Consider the following 16767-nt stretch of genomic DNA (forward strand, 5'->3'; position numbering starts at 1 on the left):
AATTATGGACGGGGGCTAAAGCCCCCTGAACGAAAAATTTCTGGAGTTTTTTACCCATGACACAGATTGCTAACATTAAAGCCCGCGAAGTATTGGATTCTCGTGGAAACCCAACTGTAGAAGCTGACGTTATCCTAGCGTCAGGTGTTGTTGGTTCAGCCTGTGCCCCATCTGGTGCATCAACAGGCTCTCGTGAAGCACTTGAACTTCGTGATGGTGATAAAGCGCGTTACTTGGGTAAAGGCGTATTGAAAGCAGTTGCTGCAGTCAACGGTGTTATCCGTGAAGCGCTAATTGGAATGGATGTTACTGATCAGCGTGCGCTTGATAATAAAATGCTTGAGCTGGATGGTACCGAAAATAAAGAAAACCTTGGCGCAAACGCTATCTTGGCGGTTTCTTTGGCGGCGGCTAAAGCAGCGGCTGTAGAGAAAGGTATTCCTCTTTATGCGCACATTGCAGATGTGAACGGCACGCCAGGACAGTACTCTTTGCCTGTGCCTATGATGAATATTCTGAATGGCGGTGAGCACGCGGATAATAACGTAGATATCCAAGAGTTTATGGTGCAGCCTGTTAATTTTGATAAGTTCTCTGAAGGTTTGCGTTGTGGTGCAGAGATTTTTCATGCATTGAAAGCGGTTTTAAAAGCCAAAGGCTTGAATACAGCGGTCGGTGATGAAGGTGGTTTTGCGCCTAATCTAGCGTCCAATGAAGAAGCGCTGGTTGTTATTAAAGAAGCGGTCTCAAATGCAGGTTATGAGTTAGGTAAAGATGTAACTCTAGCTTTAGATTGCGCCGCATCTGAATTTTATAAAGATGGTAAATACGATCTTGCTGGCGAAGGTAAGGTTTTTGATTCCGAAGGTTTTAGTGATTACCTTGCGGTTCTTACTGAAAACTATCCAATCGTTTCTGTTGAAGATGGTTTGGATGAGTCAGACTGGGAAGGTTGGGCTTATCTGACTAAAAGAATTGGCGATAAAGTTCAATTGGTTGGTGATGACCTGTTTGTAACTAATACTAAAATATTGAGCCGTGGTATTGAGCAGAGTATTGGTAACTCAATACTGATTAAATTTAACCAGATTGGTTCTTTGTCAGAAACGCTTGATGCTATCAAAATGGCTAAAGATGCTGGATTTACTGCGGTTATCTCACATCGCTCAGGCGAAACAGAAGATACCACTATTGCTGATTTGGCTGTGGGTACGGCTGCTGGGCAGATTAAGACAGGTTCACTATGCCGTTCTGATCGTGTTGCTAAGTACAATCGCTTGCTTCGTATAGAAGAAGAGTTAGGTGCAGGTGCTATCTATAATGGTCTGAAAGAAATTAAAGGGCAGGGCTAACGTAGTTGTTTGCTCAATAGTCTGATATAAAAAGAGGGCTGTTTGCCCTCTTTTTTTGCTTAAAGAATATCTATGTATCGCTGGTTAATTACTTTACTTATTATTCTCTTGTTGGGACTGCAATACCGATTGTGGTTCGGAGAGGTTAATGTGCGTGATATTTGGGATTTAAATGCCAAGATTGAACTGCAGAAAAGTATTAATCAGGAATTGATCCAAAGAAATAGTGAGCTAGAAGCTGAAGTTCAAGATTTAAAGAAAGGAAAAGCAGCGTTAGAAGAGCGTGCCCGTAGCGAATTGGGCATGATACGTGATGGCGAAACTTTTTTTCAGTTGGTTGAGCCTGCAGAAGAGACTAAATAACACGTGATAAGCCTACCGACAGATTTTAAATATTTATACGGCGTTCCAGAGAGCGAAGCGGTTATTCGTTCAACCCCTGAAGATTTTCAAGTTATAGAGCAGCTTGGCTTTGAACCCGAAGGGCAGGGAGAACACGTATTTTTATATATCCGCAAATGTGGAGAGAATACAGATTGGGTTGCACGTCAGTTAGCTAACTTTGCTCAAGTTAGTCCACGTGATGTGAGTTATGCCGGCAAAAAAGATAGGCATGCGGTTACTGAACAGTGGTTTTGTATTAAATTCCCTATTAAGCGCAATCTAAACTGGAAGCTGTTTGGTGGTGATAGCATTGAGGTGCTTAAGGCGGTACGCCATCCGCGAAAACTTCGCTTAGGTACGCTAAAAGGGAATACATTTAGACTCTGCTTACGACAAGTTACGGATATGGATGCGTTGAAGCGTCGTGTGGCTGTTATTGAAAAAGAGGGTGTGCCCAACTATTTCGGTGAGCAGCGTTTTGGTTTTGATTTTGGTAATTTATATAAAGGCATAGCCCTATTAAAAGGGGAGATTCAGGAGCGGCAGCGGAATAAAAAAGGTATCTATATTTCTGCAGTCCGTTCATGGTTGTTTAATCAGCTTTTGTCTTCACGTATAGAAAGCGGCTTGTGGAATAGCTTAATGGATGGTGATGCTTTGATGATCTCCGGAAGCCAGAGCTGTTTTGTTGAAGAAAAATCGAACGATGAGCTGCAACAGCGCCTTAATAGTGGCGCTATTACGCTTACGGGGCCTTTGTGGGGGCGTGGCGATATGTTACCCCAAGGTGAGGCCGAGGAGTGGGAACGCTCTACTCTTCTACAATGGAAAGATGTTTCCGACCTTTTAGAGACCTTAAGTTTAAATCAGGAGCGAAGAGCTTTGAAGCTGCAGCCTGAAAACCTTAAGCTAGAACAAATAAGCGAGACAGAGTGTTGGATTGAGTTTGGTTTGATGTCCGGTGCTTTCGCAACAAGTGTACTTAGAGAGCTGTGTTCAACTTCTGTGTCAGAGTAACGACGGATATATGAAGATATTAATCTCAAATGATGATGGTGTTTATGCTCCTGGGTTGTCGGCGTTAGTCCGAGCCTTGTCTGATTTAGGGGAGGTTTTAGTTGTCGCTCCGGATAGAAACCGTAGCGCCGCGAGTAACTCTTTAACCCTTGATAGACCATTGGAAATTGTTCACCACGAAAATGGATTTTATAGTATCAATGGCACGCCGACCGATTGTGTTCATATTGGTGGGTCTGGAGTATTAGGCATGGAGCCGGATATTGTAGTGTCGGGGATCAATGCGGGTCCTAATCTTGGTGATGATGTTATCTACTCAGGAACGGTTGCTGCGGCGATGGAAGGGCGGCATTTTCGTTATCCTGCTATTGCTATATCATCAGGCAGCTTTCATCCAGCTTCCTATGAGGCAGCCGCACAAGTAGCCAAAGATATAGTGGCTAATATTCAGCAGTTGAATGTTGCGCCGAGGACTATTTTGAATGTTAATGTGCCTGACTGCTCTGTGGATGAATTTAGCGGTATTCATGTGACCCGTTTAGGGCATAGGTCATGTGCAGATAAGCCTATAGCAACTCATGATCCCCGTGGCAAAGTGCGTTACTGGGTTGCGGGTGCAGGTCTTGCTGCTGATAGAGAGCCCGGTACTGACTTTTATGCGTTAGATGAGCGTTGTGTATCTATTACGCCTTTACATGTGGATATGACGGAATATTCAGGTATGGATAATGTAGGTGATTGGTTGGAGCGTAGTTTTTGAACGATCAGCAATTACGTGGGATAGGAATGACCTCACAGCGAACTCGAGACCGATTAATTAACCGGTTAAGAGAGCAGGGTATAGTTAATGAATCTGTACTCGAAGTGATGCGTCAGACGCCTAGACATATTTTTATTGATGAGGCTTTATCGCATCGTGCGTATGAAGATACGGCTTTGCCTATTGGTTTTAATCAGACCATATCGCAGCCTTTTATTGTGGCGCGTATGACCGAAACCTTATTGGCGGATGGACCTTTAGATAAAGTGTTAGAAGTAGGTACCGGTTCAGGGTATCAAACATCTATTTTGGCGCCTTTAGTGTCCGAATTGTTTAGTGTAGAGCGAATTCGTCCTTTACAAGAAAAAGCGCGAGAGCGGCTAAAGCTGCTAGGGCTCAGAAATGTCCACCTTAAGCATACCGATGGAGGCATGGGGTGGTCAGTCAAAGCACCATTTGATGGGATATTGGCTGCCTGTGCTCCGGAAGAGGTTCCAGAAGAGTTGAAACAGCAGTTGGCTATTGGTGGAAGGCTGATTATTCCTGTAGGTGGAAGTGATAGTCAGGAGCTTAAGTTGGTTATACGTCTCTCAGAAGATGAGTTTTCAACAGAAGTACTTGAGTGTGTGAAATTTGTTCCATTATTAAGCGGTACTGTACGTTAGGGAGTTTAGATGCAAGAAGGGCGTTCACTGCGTGATTATATTGCGCTGTCGGGTAAAGGTATGATGATGGGGGCTGCAGATGCAGTGCCTGGCGTGTCTGGAGGCACGATCGCCTTTATGATGGGAATATATGAAGAGCTTATATTTTCATTAAAGCAGTTTGGACCAGCAGCTGTATTGATGTTGTTTAGAGAGGGGCCTGTTGCTGTATGGAAACATGTAAATGGCTCGTTTCTTTTAACACTGATTTCCGGAATACTATTTAGTTTATTAACTATCTCTCATGTTGTTCTCTATTGGTTGGCGGAATATCCGGAATTACTTTGGTCTTTTTTCTTCGGCCTGATCTTGGCTTCAGTATGGTCAGTCTGTCGGCATATAGATCTATGGGATCGTAATACTTATACCTCTTTTATTGTTGGGGTGGTTACGGCTTACTTTGTTACATCGATGTCCCCTACAAGCTTGGAGGTAACACCTCTGTTTATCTTTTTGTCTGGTATGGTGGCGATCTGTGCAATGATTCTTCCTGGTATCTCAGGAAGTTTTATTCTTTTGCTCTTAGGTATGTATGCGCCGATCTTGATGGCTATTAAAAATCTAGAACTGCTTACCTTAAGCCTATTTGCTGGTGGCTGTGTTGTCGGGTTGTTAAGCTTTTCCCGCGTGCTGAGTTGGATGTTTAGTTCTTTTAAAACCACCACCTTTGCTCTGTTGGGTGGCTTCATGTTGGGCTCACTTAATAAAGTGTGGCCTTGGAAATATACAACAGCCTATACCATTAATCGTCATGGAGAGGAGATACCCTTAGTGCAAGAAAATATCTCTCCGTTTTCTTTTGAGTCGCTTACGGGTGAACCCGCGTTATTAATGTATTCTCTATTATTGATGTTTGTAGGGGTTCTGATGGTTGTAGTGATTGAAAAAATGGGGCGAAAATCAGAGGTATAGTATTGTGCTGCTAAGATGGTTTTTAGCGTTTACTATAATGGGATCGCTTGTAGCATGTGGTGGACACACTTATGCGCCCGTTAGTGAACGTGCTGTGCCTGCAGCTATCCATCCGAATACAGCAGAATACATTGTTAAAAAAGGGGATACGCTTTATTCCATAGCGTTTCGTTACGGGATGGATTATCGGCAATTGGCTGCCTTGAATGGCATTGGCAGCCATTACAGTATTTATCCTGGACAGCCTTTAAGATTAAAGCCAGCAACGGTACCTTCTAAAGAGTCGATCGTTCGCGACTCTTCAATAGTGGCTCCTAAGCCTATAATTACGTCTACTCGACAGACTGTTGCCGCGAATAAGCCTGTATCAAAACCTAAGCCTCAATCCCAGGCCGCAACGAAAAGACCGATTAAGAGCACAGCAAAGCCTTCATCTTCTACGGCTAAGCCGCCAGTAAAAACAACGACTACGAATAAAAAGCCCGAAATTAAAACAACTTCTTCAGGTAAAATTTACTGGAAATGGCCGGCCAACGGTAAGGTTTTAAATACATTTAAAACAAGTGGTGTTATTAATAAAGGGATAGATCTTGCTGGGTCCAGAGGTCTAGCGATTAAAGCGGCAGCGTCAGGTAAGGTAGTCTATGCAGGTAATGGCTTGTTAGGTTATGGAAATCTCGTAATTATTGATCACAATCAGCAATTTTTGAGTGCATATGCACATAATAGTCGTGTTTTAGTAAAAGAAAATGATATGGTTAAAACAGGCCAGAAAATTGCTGAGATGGGTAGCAGTGGTGCGGATAGAGTCATGTTGCATTTTGAAATACGGCGTGATGGGAAACCGGTTGATCCACTTAGATATTTGCCCAAGCGATAGCCAATAATAATAAAAAAATCTGTTTTTTTAGAATGCGACGGTTAGGGAACGGGTTATGGAGAATATGGATAACGACTGCAAATTGGATTTGCAGGGTGCAGCTGTAAGTGATCAGCCGCTTCAAGAAGAACCGGATCAAACAACTGTAGCGTCCGTAGAAAAAAAGGAGCTTTTAAATAGTGGACGGGGGCGGGGTAGTATTGCCCACAAAGATTTATTAAATGCTAAAAATTTGGATGCAACACAGCTTTATCTGAATGAAATTGGCTTTTCTCCACTTTTGAGCGCTGAGGAAGAGGTTTATTTCTCTCGTTTATCACTTAAGGGAGATGAGGCTGCACGTAAACGAATGATCGAGAGCAACTTGAGATTAGTTGTTAAGATTTCTCGCCGTTACATCAATAGAGGTCTTACCCTGTTAGATCTTATTGAGGAGGGGAATTTAGGGTTGATTCGTGCGGTTGAAAAATTTGACCCTGAACGAGGCTTCCGTTTTTCAACTTATGCTACATGGTGGATACGTCAAACTATTGAACGAGCGATTATGAATCAAACTCGTACAATTAGGCTGCCGATTCATGTGGTTAAAGAGTTAAACGTCTATCTTCGAGCTGCGAGAGAGTTAGCGCAAAAGTTAGATCATGAGCCATCAGCTGAAGAAATTGCTGAGTTGGTGGATAAGCCTGTTGAGAACGTAGAGCGTATGTTGGGTCTCAATGAGCGTGTAACTTCAATTGATACCCCGATGGGTAAAGATTCAGACAAATCTTTACTTGATACTATACCTGATACCATTTCGACAGATCCTGCTACTTTACTTCAGAACTCCAATATCAGTGGGAATCTTGATAACTGGTTGAATGGTTTACCTGAGAAGCATGCTGAAGTTTTATCTAGGCGTTTTGGGCTTCGTGGTTATGAAATGAGTACTTTAGAAGAAGTAGGGCGAGAAATTGGTTTGACGCGTGAACGTGTTCGTCAAATTCAAGTTGAAGCGCTGCGTAAACTGCGTGATATTGTAGAAAAAAATGGCTTAAGTGGAGAAGATCTACTTCAGCAATAGATTGTTTTGTACCCCGATTAAAAAAAACCGCCATGGGCGGTTTTTTTTTGTATTTATTTAACGAGTTCCTTTAGTTCGTATAAAAGCTCCAGTGCCTGTCGTGGAGAAAGGTCATCAGGAGATATCTTTTTCAGCTCTTTTACGGCTTTGTGAGTCGGTGCGGAAAACATATCGTTCTGAACCGGCGGTGGTGGCGTTGTCATCTGCGCTGCGACAGTAACATCTTGTTCTAGCTGCAGTAGTTTTGTTTTTGCCTGCTGTATTACTTGTAGCGGTACGCCAGCTAGTTGAGCAACTTGTAAACCATAACTTTGACTTGCAGGACCCTCTTTAACTTCATGAAGGAAGACAATGTGATCATTGTGTTCCACTGCAGTTAAATGAACATTGAATACGCTTGGCGCTTGTTCTGGCAAGCTGGTCAATTCGAAGTAGTGGGTTGCAAAGAGTGTAAAGGCACGGGTTTCTCGGGCAAGGTTTTCTGCACATGCCCACGCGAGGGATAAACCATCAAAGGTGCTGGTGCCTCGGCCCACTTCATCCATTAATACTAAGCTGCGATCCGTTGCATTATGCATAATGTTGGCGGTTTCTGTCATTTCCACCATAAATGTGGATCGACCGCCGGCCAGATCGTCTGAAGAGCCCATGCGGGTAAATATTCGATCTACAATGCCGATTGTTGCTGCGCTCGCGGGTACATAGCTTCCTATGTGGGCCAGTAAAGTGATAAGCGCTGCTTGGCGCATATAGGTTGATTTACCACCCATGTTTGGCCCTGTGATAATGAGCATCTTGCGCTTAGTATCAAGTTCTAAATCATTAGAAACAAAAGGGTCGTCTAAAACGCTTTCAACAACTGGGTGGCGACCTCGCTGGATTTTAATTTGCGGCTCATCTGTCAAAATCGGTGGAACATAGTCAAGTGTTGAGGCGCGTTCTGCTAAATTGTTTAGCGTGTCTAGCTCCGCTATAGCAGTTGAAGAATCCTGTAATTCGGCGAGTTCTGCCGCTAAGGTTTCAAGTAGCTCATCATAAAGTGCTTTTTCCCGTGATAGAGCCCGGCTTTTAGCGGAGAGTGCTTTATCTTCAAACTCTTTGAGTTCTGGTGTGATATAGCGTTCGGCATTTTTTAAGGTTTGGCGGCGGATATATTCCGCTGGGAGTTCTGCTTTTTGGGCTTTGCCTATCTCAATAAAGTAGCCATGAACTCGATTATAACCAACCTTGAGCGTTGTGATGCCAGTACGTTCACGCTCGCGACGCTCGAGTTCAATTAAATAGGCGCCCGCATTTTCGCTTAAGCCACGTAATTCGTCGAGTTCGCTGTCGTAACCTGCGGCTATTACGCCCCCATCACGGATGATGACGGGCGGGTTGTCGATAATCGCTCGGCTAAGTAAATCTGCTAAAGCAGGGAATTCACTGATTGTTTCTGCTAATTCTGTAACTCTAGGGGCTGAGCTTTCGTGTAGTTTACTTTGTAAACTGGGTAATATATTTAATGAGTTACGTAGTCTTTCTAAGTCACGTGGCCGCGCTGAGCGTAAAGCTATGCGGGCTAAAATTCGCTCGCTATCACCTATTTTTTTAAGGTCTTGTTCAATGCTTTCAAAACGATATTCATCTTGTAACCATTGTATAGATGCTTGTCGTGCTAAAAGGGTGCTTCTGTCTTGCAAAGGTCTATGCAACCAGCGTCTCAATAAGCGACTTCCCATCGGGGTTCGGCATTTATCGATCACTTGAGCAAGTGTGTTATCAAAGCTGCCCGATAGATTTTGATCTATTTCTAAATTCTTACGAGTGGCGGCATCAAGGGCCACACAATCGTTGTGGTGCTCAACTTGGATACGACGAATATGGGGGAGTGCGGTTCTTTGGGTGTCTTTAGCGTATTGAAGTAAGCACCCTGCAGCGCTGATGGCCACGCTATGTTGTTCGCACCCAAAGCCGCCTAGATCTTTGACTTTAAATTGTTGGCATAAAAGATTATGAGCGGTATCGGTTTCAAAATGCCAAGATGCTTGAGGGCGTAAACTTTTGCGTGTAGCCAGTAGTGTGCCGAGCGTTGTTTCTTCGTTATATAAGGTTTCAGAGGGACGTAAACGCTCAAGTTCACTTAATAATGAATCTTGTGTATTAACTTCCAGTAAACTAAAGCGGCCAGAGGTTATATCAACAATAGCTAAACCGTAAATATCGTCAATATGGTTGATCGCTACGAGTAAGTTGTCTCTATTTTCGTCGAGTAGAGCTTCGTCGCTGACGGTTCCTGGAGTGATAATTCTGGCGACTGCGCGTTCTACGGGACCTTTACTCGTTGCTGGATCACCAATTTGTTCACAGATTACAACGGATTCACCAGCGCGAACAATTTTTCCTACGTAAGTTTCTGCAGCGTGATAGGGAATACCGGCCATAGGGATCGGTTCCCCTCCGGATTTACCACGTGCTGTTAAGGATATATCGAGTAGTTCAGAGGCTTTTTTTGCATCATCATAGAAAAGCTCATAAAAGTCTCCCATCCGGTAAAATACAAGTTGGTTGGGGTGTTGAGCCTTAATGCGTAGATATTGCTGCATCATAGGTGTATGGGTTGGGGATGCTTTGGTAACCATCTGATTATACTGTCTATTTTGAGGTAAATTAGTTCTGCTTAGGTGCAGATATTAGAGGCATTGTACGTTAAATGGATATGACAACATAGATGCGATTATATATGTGTTCGTGTCTTTTTTTGTGTTGTTTTAGTGAGAAATGAGAATAATAAAAGAGATAAGTTGTGGATAACTGGAGTCTATATGCAACAGCTAGTATGTGAGATTGCTAAGAAAGCGATCGAAAAGAAAGTAATGATAGCGACTGCAGAATCATGCACCGGTGGTTGGATTGCTCAAGAGATAACAGCCGTGGCGGGTAGTTCTGAGTGGTTTGATCGTGGCTTTGTTACTTACAGTAATCAGTCGAAGCACGAGATGTTAGGGGTTTCGGAGCACACCTTGGCACAGTATGGAGCGGTTTCTGAGGAAGTGGTCATTGAGATGGCTGAAGGTGTTCTTTTAAATAGTTCGGCGCAGCTATCGGTCGTTACAAGTGGGATAGCGGGACCGGGGGGTGGTAGTGCAGAAAAGCCGGTTGGTACGGTGTGGTTTGCATGGGCGGTGCATGATAAGCCGACCCGAACGGCAGTTTTTCAGTTTAATGGCGATCGTGAATCCGTTCGAAAACAAGCGGTTAGGGTGGCGCTTGAGGGAATTTTACAGAACTTGGCCATCTGAGGGTTGCAATCCAGAAATGTTATGAAATAATACTGTCCATACATACAGTATATTTCAACGTAATGTGAAATGACTTAGACAGGGTTTAAGATGGACGCGAATCGTAAAAAAGCGCTTGATGCAGCATTAGGGCAGATTGAAAGACAGTTTGGTAAAGGCGCAGTCATGCGTATGGGGGATCAGCCAAGAGAAGCGATTCCTGCTGTATCGACAGGTTCTTTAGGGCTGGATATCGCTCTGGGTATAGGTGGTTTACCTTATGGTCGAATCGTAGAAATCTATGGTCCAGAATCCTCAGGTAAAACTACATTAACGTTACAAGTTATTGCTGAAGCGCAAAAAGACGGTAAGACCTGTGCTTTCGTTGATGCTGAACACGCATTAGACCCTATCTATGCTGAAAAACTAGGTGTTGATGTCGATAATCTTTTGGTCTCTCAACCAGATACGGGTGAGCAGGCTTTAGAAATTACCGATATGCTTGTTCGCTCTAACGCTGTTGATGTGATTATTGTTGACTCTGTTGCGGCGTTAACGCCAAAAGCAGAAATTGAAGGTGATATGGGTGATACTCATGTTGGTTTACAGGCGCGTCTAATGTCTCAAGCGCTACGTAAATTGACGGGTAATGTAAAAAATTCAAATTGCTTGTTGGTATTTATCAATCAGATCCGTATGAAAATTGGTGTGATGTTTGGTAACCCAGAAACTACAACAGGGGGTAATGCACTTAAGTTTTACTCCTCTGTTCGGTTAGATATCCGTCGTACCGGTGCTGTTAAGTTGGGTGATGAGGTTATTGGTAACGAGACGCGCGTTAAAGTTGTGAAGAACAAAGTAGCACCTCCTTTCCGCCAAGCTGAATTCCAGATCATGTATGGTAAAGGTATCTATCATATGGGTGAGGTAATTGATTTAGGCGTTAAAGAGAAGTTAGTCGATAAATCGGGTGCTTGGTATGCTTATAACGGCGATAAAATTGGTCAAGGTAAGGCTAATGCTGCGAAGTATTTAGAAGAAAATCGTGAAATCGCTAATGAGATTGAAACTGAGTTGCGTAAACGTTTATTGGCGGCAGAACCAGAAGTAAAAGAAGAAAGTGATTCTTCAGAAAATCTTGACCTTATTTAACAATATGCTCGGTTAAGATTAAGACCTCCTTCACTTAGTGATGGAGGTTTTTTTGTTTAAGGTCCTAGATTTTGAAGGCAATTTAATGGATAGAGAGATTACTAAAAAAGATCTATGGAATAGAGCGATAGGTTTACTTTCACGGCGTGAATACTCTAAAGGTGAGCTGAGAGATAAATTATCGTTAATGTCGACGGAGCTTGATATTGAGTCTGTTTTATCAGATTTAGAAGCGGCGGGGTATCAATCTGACACTCGGTTTGTTGAAAGCTTTTTACGGATGAGGATTTCTCAAGGTCATGGTTTGATGCGTATCCGCTTTGATCTAAAGCGGAAGGGGGTTGAGGAGTATTTGATTGAAGATGCTGTGCATGCAAATGATGTGGATTGGTTTGAACTAGCTGTAGATCTGTATAAACGAAAGTATGCGCTATCATCGAAAGTGTTAGATTATAAAGAGCGCGCACGAAGAGTTCGTTTTATGAGTCAGCGTGGTTTCTCATTTGATGAAATTCAATATGCTGAAAATGAAGTGTTAAAAAATACAAATTAACGCGTAAATTGGGTATACGCGTTATAGATCCCCATTAATTGTTCTATTAATGGTCATTAATTCAAAAATATTCGAACAATTTCAGTACAGGATATATACTATGGCGCCCATATTTGTGGTTACTTTTTTCTGTCATGGCTATTAGACGGTCATTTGGCAGGTTTACTGGAACGGACACGCAAACGGTTCATCTAATGAAATACATGACAAGCGCTGAAATTCGCCAAGCTTTTTTAGAATATTTTAATAAGCAGGGCCATGAAATTGTAGCAAGTAGCTCACTAATTCCTGCCAATGATCCTACATTGATGTTTACCAATGCAGGAATGGTTCAGTTTAAAGATGTTTTCCTTGGTAGCGATAAACGTAGTTATTCGCGTGCTACTAGTTCTCAGCGTTGTGTGCGTGCTGGTGGTAAGCATAATGACTTGGAAAATGTGGGCTATACCGCTCGCCATCATACATTTTTTGAGATGTTGGGTAATTTTAGCTTTGGTGACTATTTTAAGCGTGATGCTATTCAGTTTGCTTGGAGCTTTCTCACTGAAGTGATGGGGCTGCCAAAAGAGCGATTATGGGTCACGGTCCATCATTCAGATGCTGAAGCTGAGAAAATTTGGAAAGATGAGATCGGTGTTGATCCTGAGCGTTTTTCTAAATTGGATGAAGATAATTTTTGGTCTATGGGCGATACCGGTCCTTGCGGTCCTTGTACTGAGATCTTTTTTGATCATGGTGATGATGTTTGGGGTGGACCTCCAGGCAGCCCTGAAGAAGATGGTGATCGTTACATCGAAATCTGGAACGTTGTATTTATGCAATACAACCGCAGTGCTGACGGTGAAATGACGCCGTTACCTAAGCCATCCGTTGATACGGGGATGGGTTTAGAACGTATCGCGGCGATCATGCAGGGCGTTCATTCAAACTATGAGATTGATTTGTTTCAGAGCTTACTTAAGTCAACGGCAGAGGCTGTAGGCGTGAGTGATCTTGATAATAAATCATTACGTGTAATTGCCGATCATATTCGTTCTTGTTCGTTTCTTATTGTTGATGGTGTTTTGCCTTCTAACGAAGGTGCCGGTTATGTATTGCGACGTATTATCCGTCGCGCTGTTCGTCACGGTAATAAGTTGGGGGCAAGTGGTCCTTTCTTTAATCAATTAGTGGCAGCGCTTGTTAAGGAAATGGGCGAAGCCTATCCCGAATTAAAAGAGAAACAGTCTCAAGTGGAGCGCGTTCTTCTGAAAGAGGAAGAGCAGTTCGCGAAGACGTTAGATCACGGTATGCGTTTACTACAGGAAGCGATTGAGCAGTTAGATGGCTCAGAAATTCCAGGTGAAACGATCTTTAAGTTATATGACACTTATGGTTTCCCATTTGACTTAACTGCCGATGTTGCACGTGAACATGAGCTAAGTGTTGATGAAGCAGGTTTTGAGCGGGCAATGGAAGCCCAGCGTGAACGTGCGCGTGCAGCTGGAAAGTTCTCAGTAGATTATAACGATGCGATCCGTCTTGACGGTTCGACTGACTTTACTGGCTATGAACGATTGAATGATTCAGCCACAGTTGTTGCGTTATTTTCTGACGGAAGTGAAGTGCAGCAGCTTGCTGAAGGTCAGCAGGGTGTTGTTGTGCTGGATAAAACACCGTTCTACGCTGAATCGGGTGGTCAAGTAGGTGATAGCGGCATTTTAACGTCAAATACTGCTCGTTTTGATGTGGCTGACTGCACTAAAGAGGGTAAAAATCACCTCCATCATGGTGTATTAACGTCAGGTTCATTGACTGTAGGTGATCATATTTCACCAGAAGTAGACGCGGTACGCCGTCAAGCGATTGCCTTGAATCATTCAGCTACCCATCTATTGCATGCGGCACTTTCCACTGTATTGGGAGACCATGTGCAGCAAAAAGGCTCTCTTAATGATGATGAGCGTTTGCGCTTTGATTTTTCTCATTTTGAAGCGATGACGGCTGAGCAGATAAGTGAAGTTGAGCGTCTTGTTAATGAGCAGATTCGCCGGAATTCAGAAGTTGTTACTGAAATCATGGCAATAGATGCAGCTAAAGAGAAAGGCGCAGCGGCATTGTTCGGTGAAAAATACGATGAGACCGTTAGAGTCCTATCTATGGGAGGGGATTTCTCCATCGAGCTTTGTGGTGGTACTCATGCTAAGCGTACTGGTGATATAGGTTTATTAAAAATCGTATCTGAAAGCGGTGTGGCTGCAGGCGTTAGACGTATTGAAGCGGTCACAGGTGCAGGGGCTTTTAACTGGTTGAACGAAACAGATTTAACTTTGTCTACTGTTTCAGCGTTAGTTAAAGGTTCGCGCGAATCTGTTATTGATAAAGTTAAAGGTTTGTCTGAGCGAAATCGTCAGTTAGAAAAAGAGCTGGAGCAATTGAAAGCTAAATTGGCTTCTGCGGCGGGCTCAGATCTTCTTGGTTCTGCAATCGAGGTCAATGGCGTTAAAGTGCTTGCGGCTCAATTAGAAGGTGTAGAAGCCAAAGCACTACGTGACACGATTGATCAGTTGAAAAACAAATTAGGTAGTGGCGTGGTCGTATTAGCTACTGTGCAGGATGGAAAGATCGCTTTAGCAGCCGGTGTTACTAAAGAACTGACAAGCCAAATTAAAGCGGGCGATATCATCAAAGACCTGACGGGTAAAATTGGTGGTAAAGGCGGTGGTCGTCCTGATTTTGCGCAGGGTGGTGGTACGGATTTAAATGCATTGTCTGCTGCGCTTGATTCAGTAGAAGATCTTGTTAAGGCAGCGGTTTAATCTGCTCGTAGGGTATTAATTATGGCGCTGTATGTACAAAAATACGGTGGTACATCCGTAGGTAGTGTTGAGCGGATTGAAGCTGTGGCTGAAAAAGTACAAGGCTTCAAGCAGCAGGGGCATGACATTGTTGTTGTTGTGTCTGCGATGAGTGGTGAAACTAATCGTCTTATCGGCTTAGCTAAAGAGATACAACCGCAAACACCAAATCCTCGTGAGATGGATGTGCTGCTCTCTACAGGTGAGCAGGTAACTATAGCTCTACTCTGTATGGCGCTAGAGAAAAGAGGCGTTCCTGCGCGTTCTTATACGGGTAGTCAGGTTAAAATTCTGACTGATTCTTCCCATATGAAAGCGCGGATAGAGGATATAGAAGTCTCATCTATGCAAGCTGATTTAGCTGAGGGGCGTGTCATTGTTGTTGCCGGTTTCCAAGGTGTTGATGTTGACGGCAATATCACGACTTTAGGTCGCGGTGGTTCTGATACGACGGGTGTTGCGCTAGCTGCGGCATTAAAAGCTGATGAATGTCAGATCTATACGGACGTTGATGGCGTATACACTACCGATCCTAGAGTTGTTAGTGGGGCGCAGCGCTTAGATGTGATTACCTTTGAAGAGATGCTAGAGATGGCCAGTCTTGGTTCAAAGGTGTTACAGATTCGTGCAGTTGAGTTTGCTGGGAAGTATAAGGTTCCTTTGAGGGTGCTGCATAGTTTTCAAGATGGGCCAGGTACGTTGATTACCATAGAGGATGAGTCAACCGTGGAAAAACCAATTATTTCAGGCATTGCGTTTAATCGTGATGAAGCAAAACTAACCGTTATGGGGGTGCCTGATATACCAGGTGTGGCTTCCAAAATATTAGGTCCAGTTAGTCGTGCAAATATAGAAGTTGATGTGATCGTGCAGAATGTTGCTGCGGATAACACAACGGATTTTACTTTCACTGTGCATCGCAATGATTACGATGTTGCGCGTAGCGTGCTTGAGAAGGCCTCAGAGGCGCTTGGGGCCCGTGAGGTGGTGGGAGATAACAAAATTGCCAAAGTTTCTATTGTGGGCGTTGGTATGCGCTCTCATGCGGGAGTGGCAAGTAAAATGTTTGATGCTTTGGCAGAAGAGAATATTAATATTCAGATGATATCTACCTCTGAAATTAAGGTTTCTGTTGTTATTGCTGAGAAATATCTAGAACTGGCGGTACGTGCTTTGCACTCTGTTTTTGAGCTAGATGCGAACAACTCTGTAAGTGAAAAATAGAACTTATAGTGAGAAGCTAGTCTATAGTTAGGTTAGCGTTATTATATGGGCAGCGTATTGGCAGGGTATTGGATGAATGCCGGTGTGTAGGTTGTTTTTTTTGAGCAAGCTGGCCTTGGATGTACAAAGGAGATTCTAAAGCATGTTAATTCTTACTCGTCGTGTAGGCGAAACTTTAATGGTTGGTGACGAAGTCACTGTTACAGTCCTTGGTGTGAAGGGTAATCAGGTTCGTATAGGTGTAAATGCGCCTAAAGATGTGTCTGTTCACCGGGAAGAAATCTATCAGCGTATCCAGCGTGAGAAGGAAGAAGAGGGAAATCAGTAATAAATTTCAAATCTTTTCTTTCCTTTTTAAAATCAGTTAGGTATATTACGCGCCGTTGTTGGTGAGCTGGCCGAGTGGCTGAAGGCGCGCCCCTGCTAAGGGCGTATAGGAGAAATCTTATCTAGGGTTCGAATCCCTAGCTCACCGCCATTTGATTAAGCGCCCGTAGCTCAGCTGGATAGAGTACCTGGCTACGAACCAGGCGGTCAGAGGTTCGAATCCTCTCGGGCGCGCCAATCAAATACAACGGTCTTACTTTTTGGAATGCGCCCGTAGCTCAGCTGGATAGAGTACCTGGCTACGAACCAGGCGGTCAGAGGTTCGAATCCTCTCGGGCGCGC

At 43.6% G+C, this 16767-nt stretch carries 15 protein-coding genes and 3 tRNA genes; 17 read left to right on the top strand and 1 reads right to left on the bottom strand.

The genetic code is table 11. The features are described 5' to 3' along the window. Positions 1 to 56 precede the first annotated feature (56 nt). From eno to rpoS, 8 genes are all read left to right on the top strand, one after another. Positions 57 to 1352, top strand: a complete 1296-nt coding sequence (gene eno / locus Q4492_RS06105) for a phosphopyruvate hydratase (protein WP_303416373.1) — start codon at positions 57 to 59, stop codon at positions 1350 to 1352. A 72-nt stretch (positions 1353 to 1424) separates the two neighbouring features. Continuing rightward, positions 1425 to 1715 (top strand): cell division protein FtsB, encoded by a 291-nt coding sequence (ftsB, locus tag Q4492_RS06110; RefSeq protein WP_303416374.1) that lies wholly within the window; start codon positions 1425 to 1427, stop codon positions 1713 to 1715. Between the two features lie 3 nt (positions 1716 to 1718). Continuing rightward, positions 1719 to 2753 (top strand): tRNA pseudouridine(13) synthase TruD, encoded by a 1035-nt coding sequence (truD, locus tag Q4492_RS06115; protein ID WP_303416375.1) that lies wholly within the window; start codon positions 1719 to 1721, stop codon positions 2751 to 2753. A 10-nt stretch (positions 2754 to 2763) separates the two neighbouring features. Then, entirely contained in the window at positions 2764 to 3513 is a 750-nt protein-coding gene (gene surE / locus Q4492_RS06120; RefSeq protein ID WP_303416376.1) for a 5'/3'-nucleotidase SurE, read from the top strand. Positions 3514 to 3539: 26 nt separating this feature from the next. After that, positions 3540 to 4178 (top strand): protein-L-isoaspartate(D-aspartate) O-methyltransferase, encoded by a 639-nt coding sequence (locus Q4492_RS06125; RefSeq protein WP_303416389.1) that lies wholly within the window; start codon positions 3540 to 3542, stop codon positions 4176 to 4178. A gap of 9 nt (positions 4179 to 4187) precedes the next feature. Continuing rightward, positions 4188 to 5129 (top strand): DUF368 domain-containing protein, encoded by a 942-nt coding sequence (locus Q4492_RS06130; protein ID WP_303416377.1) that lies wholly within the window; start codon positions 4188 to 4190, stop codon positions 5127 to 5129. A gap of 37 nt (positions 5130 to 5166) precedes the next feature. Continuing rightward, positions 5167 to 6009, top strand: coding sequence for a peptidoglycan DD-metalloendopeptidase family protein (locus Q4492_RS06135; protein ID WP_303416378.1), 843 nt, complete (start codon positions 5167 to 5169; stop codon positions 6007 to 6009). 55 nt (positions 6010 to 6064) lie between these two features. Then, complete coding sequence (gene rpoS, locus Q4492_RS06140; RefSeq protein ID WP_303416379.1) at positions 6065 to 7072, top strand: RNA polymerase sigma factor RpoS; 1008 nt, start codon at positions 6065 to 6067, stop codon at positions 7070 to 7072. Positions 7073 to 7125: 53 nt separating this feature from the next. Here rpoS and mutS read toward each other — a convergent pair whose 3' ends face one another. Further along, the gene (mutS, locus tag Q4492_RS06145) at positions 7126 to 9693 is read right to left on the bottom strand and encodes a DNA mismatch repair protein MutS (protein WP_303416380.1); all 2568 of its coding nucleotides are present in this window, start codon (positions 9691 to 9693) and stop codon (positions 7126 to 7128) included. Positions 9694 to 9876: 183 nt separating this feature from the next. Here mutS and pncC point away from each other — a divergent pair, with 183 nt between their 5' ends. The 9 genes from pncC to Q4492_RS06190 all read left to right on the top strand — a co-directional run bounded on the left by pncC (position 9877) and on the right by Q4492_RS06190 (position 16766). Continuing rightward, positions 9877 to 10353: a nicotinamide-nucleotide amidase gene (gene pncC / locus Q4492_RS06150; protein WP_303416381.1), complete on the top strand. Its 477-nt coding sequence runs from the start codon at positions 9877 to 9879 to the stop codon at positions 10351 to 10353. Between the two features lie 90 nt (positions 10354 to 10443). Continuing rightward, entirely contained in the window at positions 10444 to 11484 is a 1041-nt protein-coding gene (recA, locus tag Q4492_RS06155) for a recombinase RecA (protein ID WP_303416382.1), read from the top strand. A gap of 52 nt (positions 11485 to 11536) precedes the next feature. Beyond that, positions 11537 to 12037, top strand: coding sequence for a regulatory protein RecX (locus Q4492_RS06160; protein WP_303416383.1), 501 nt, complete (start codon positions 11537 to 11539; stop codon positions 12035 to 12037). A gap of 203 nt (positions 12038 to 12240) precedes the next feature. Continuing rightward, the gene (alaS, locus tag Q4492_RS06165; protein ID WP_303416390.1) at positions 12241 to 14835 is read left to right on the top strand and encodes an alanine--tRNA ligase; all 2595 of its coding nucleotides are present in this window, start codon (positions 12241 to 12243) and stop codon (positions 14833 to 14835) included. 21 nt (positions 14836 to 14856) lie between these two features. Then, positions 14857 to 16098, top strand: a complete 1242-nt coding sequence (locus tag Q4492_RS06170) for an aspartate kinase (protein WP_303416384.1) — start codon at positions 14857 to 14859, stop codon at positions 16096 to 16098. 142 nt (positions 16099 to 16240) lie between these two features. Further along, positions 16241 to 16426, top strand: a complete 186-nt coding sequence (gene csrA, locus Q4492_RS06175) for a carbon storage regulator CsrA (RefSeq protein WP_067867177.1) — start codon at positions 16241 to 16243, stop codon at positions 16424 to 16426. Between the two features lie 60 nt (positions 16427 to 16486). Next, a tRNA-Ser gene (locus tag Q4492_RS06180) sits at positions 16487 to 16576 on the top strand. 9 nt (positions 16577 to 16585) lie between these two features. Further along, a tRNA-Arg gene (locus tag Q4492_RS06185) sits at positions 16586 to 16662 on the top strand. Between the two features lie 30 nt (positions 16663 to 16692). Next, a tRNA-Arg gene (locus Q4492_RS06190) sits at positions 16693 to 16766 on the top strand. Position 16767 lies beyond the last annotated feature (1 nt).

The sequence above is a fragment of the Neptuniibacter sp. 1_MG-2023 genome (assembly GCF_030547185.1).
Taxonomy (GTDB): domain Bacteria; phylum Pseudomonadota; class Gammaproteobacteria; order Pseudomonadales; family Balneatricaceae; genus Neptuniibacter.

Bases quoted from the DNA above. Each gene is read 5' to 3' on its own strand.
- csrA (WP_067867177.1), top strand. From the start codon at position 16,241: ATGTTAATTCTTACTCGTCGTGTAGGCGAAACTTTAATGGTTGGTGAC.
- ftsB (WP_303416374.1), top strand. From the start codon at position 1,425: ATGTATCGCTGGTTAATTACTTTACTTATTATTCTCTTGTTGGGACTG.
- alaS (WP_303416390.1), top strand. From the start codon at position 12,241: ATGACAAGCGCTGAAATTCGCCAAGCTTTTTTAGAATATTTTAATAAG.
- eno (WP_303416373.1), top strand. From the start codon at position 57: ATGACACAGATTGCTAACATTAAAGCCCGCGAAGTATTGGATTCTCGT.
- Q4492_RS06170 (WP_303416384.1), top strand. From the start codon at position 14,857: ATGGCGCTGTATGTACAAAAATACGGTGGTACATCCGTAGGTAGTGTT.
- pncC (WP_303416381.1), top strand. From the start codon at position 9,877: ATGCAACAGCTAGTATGTGAGATTGCTAAGAAAGCGATCGAAAAGAAA.
- recA (WP_303416382.1), top strand. From the start codon at position 10,444: ATGGACGCGAATCGTAAAAAAGCGCTTGATGCAGCATTAGGGCAGATT.
- surE (WP_303416376.1), top strand. From the start codon at position 2,764: ATGAAGATATTAATCTCAAATGATGATGGTGTTTATGCTCCTGGGTTG.
- rpoS (WP_303416379.1), top strand. From the start codon at position 6,065: ATGGAGAATATGGATAACGACTGCAAATTGGATTTGCAGGGTGCAGCT.
- Q4492_RS06135 (WP_303416378.1), top strand. From the start codon at position 5,167: ATGGGATCGCTTGTAGCATGTGGTGGACACACTTATGCGCCCGTTAGT.
- mutS (WP_303416380.1), bottom strand. From the start codon at position 9,693: ATGGTTACCAAAGCATCCCCAACCCATACACCTATGATGCAGCAATAT.
- Q4492_RS06125 (WP_303416389.1), top strand. From the start codon at position 3,540: ATGACCTCACAGCGAACTCGAGACCGATTAATTAACCGGTTAAGAGAG.
- Q4492_RS06130 (WP_303416377.1), top strand. From the start codon at position 4,188: ATGCAAGAAGGGCGTTCACTGCGTGATTATATTGCGCTGTCGGGTAAA.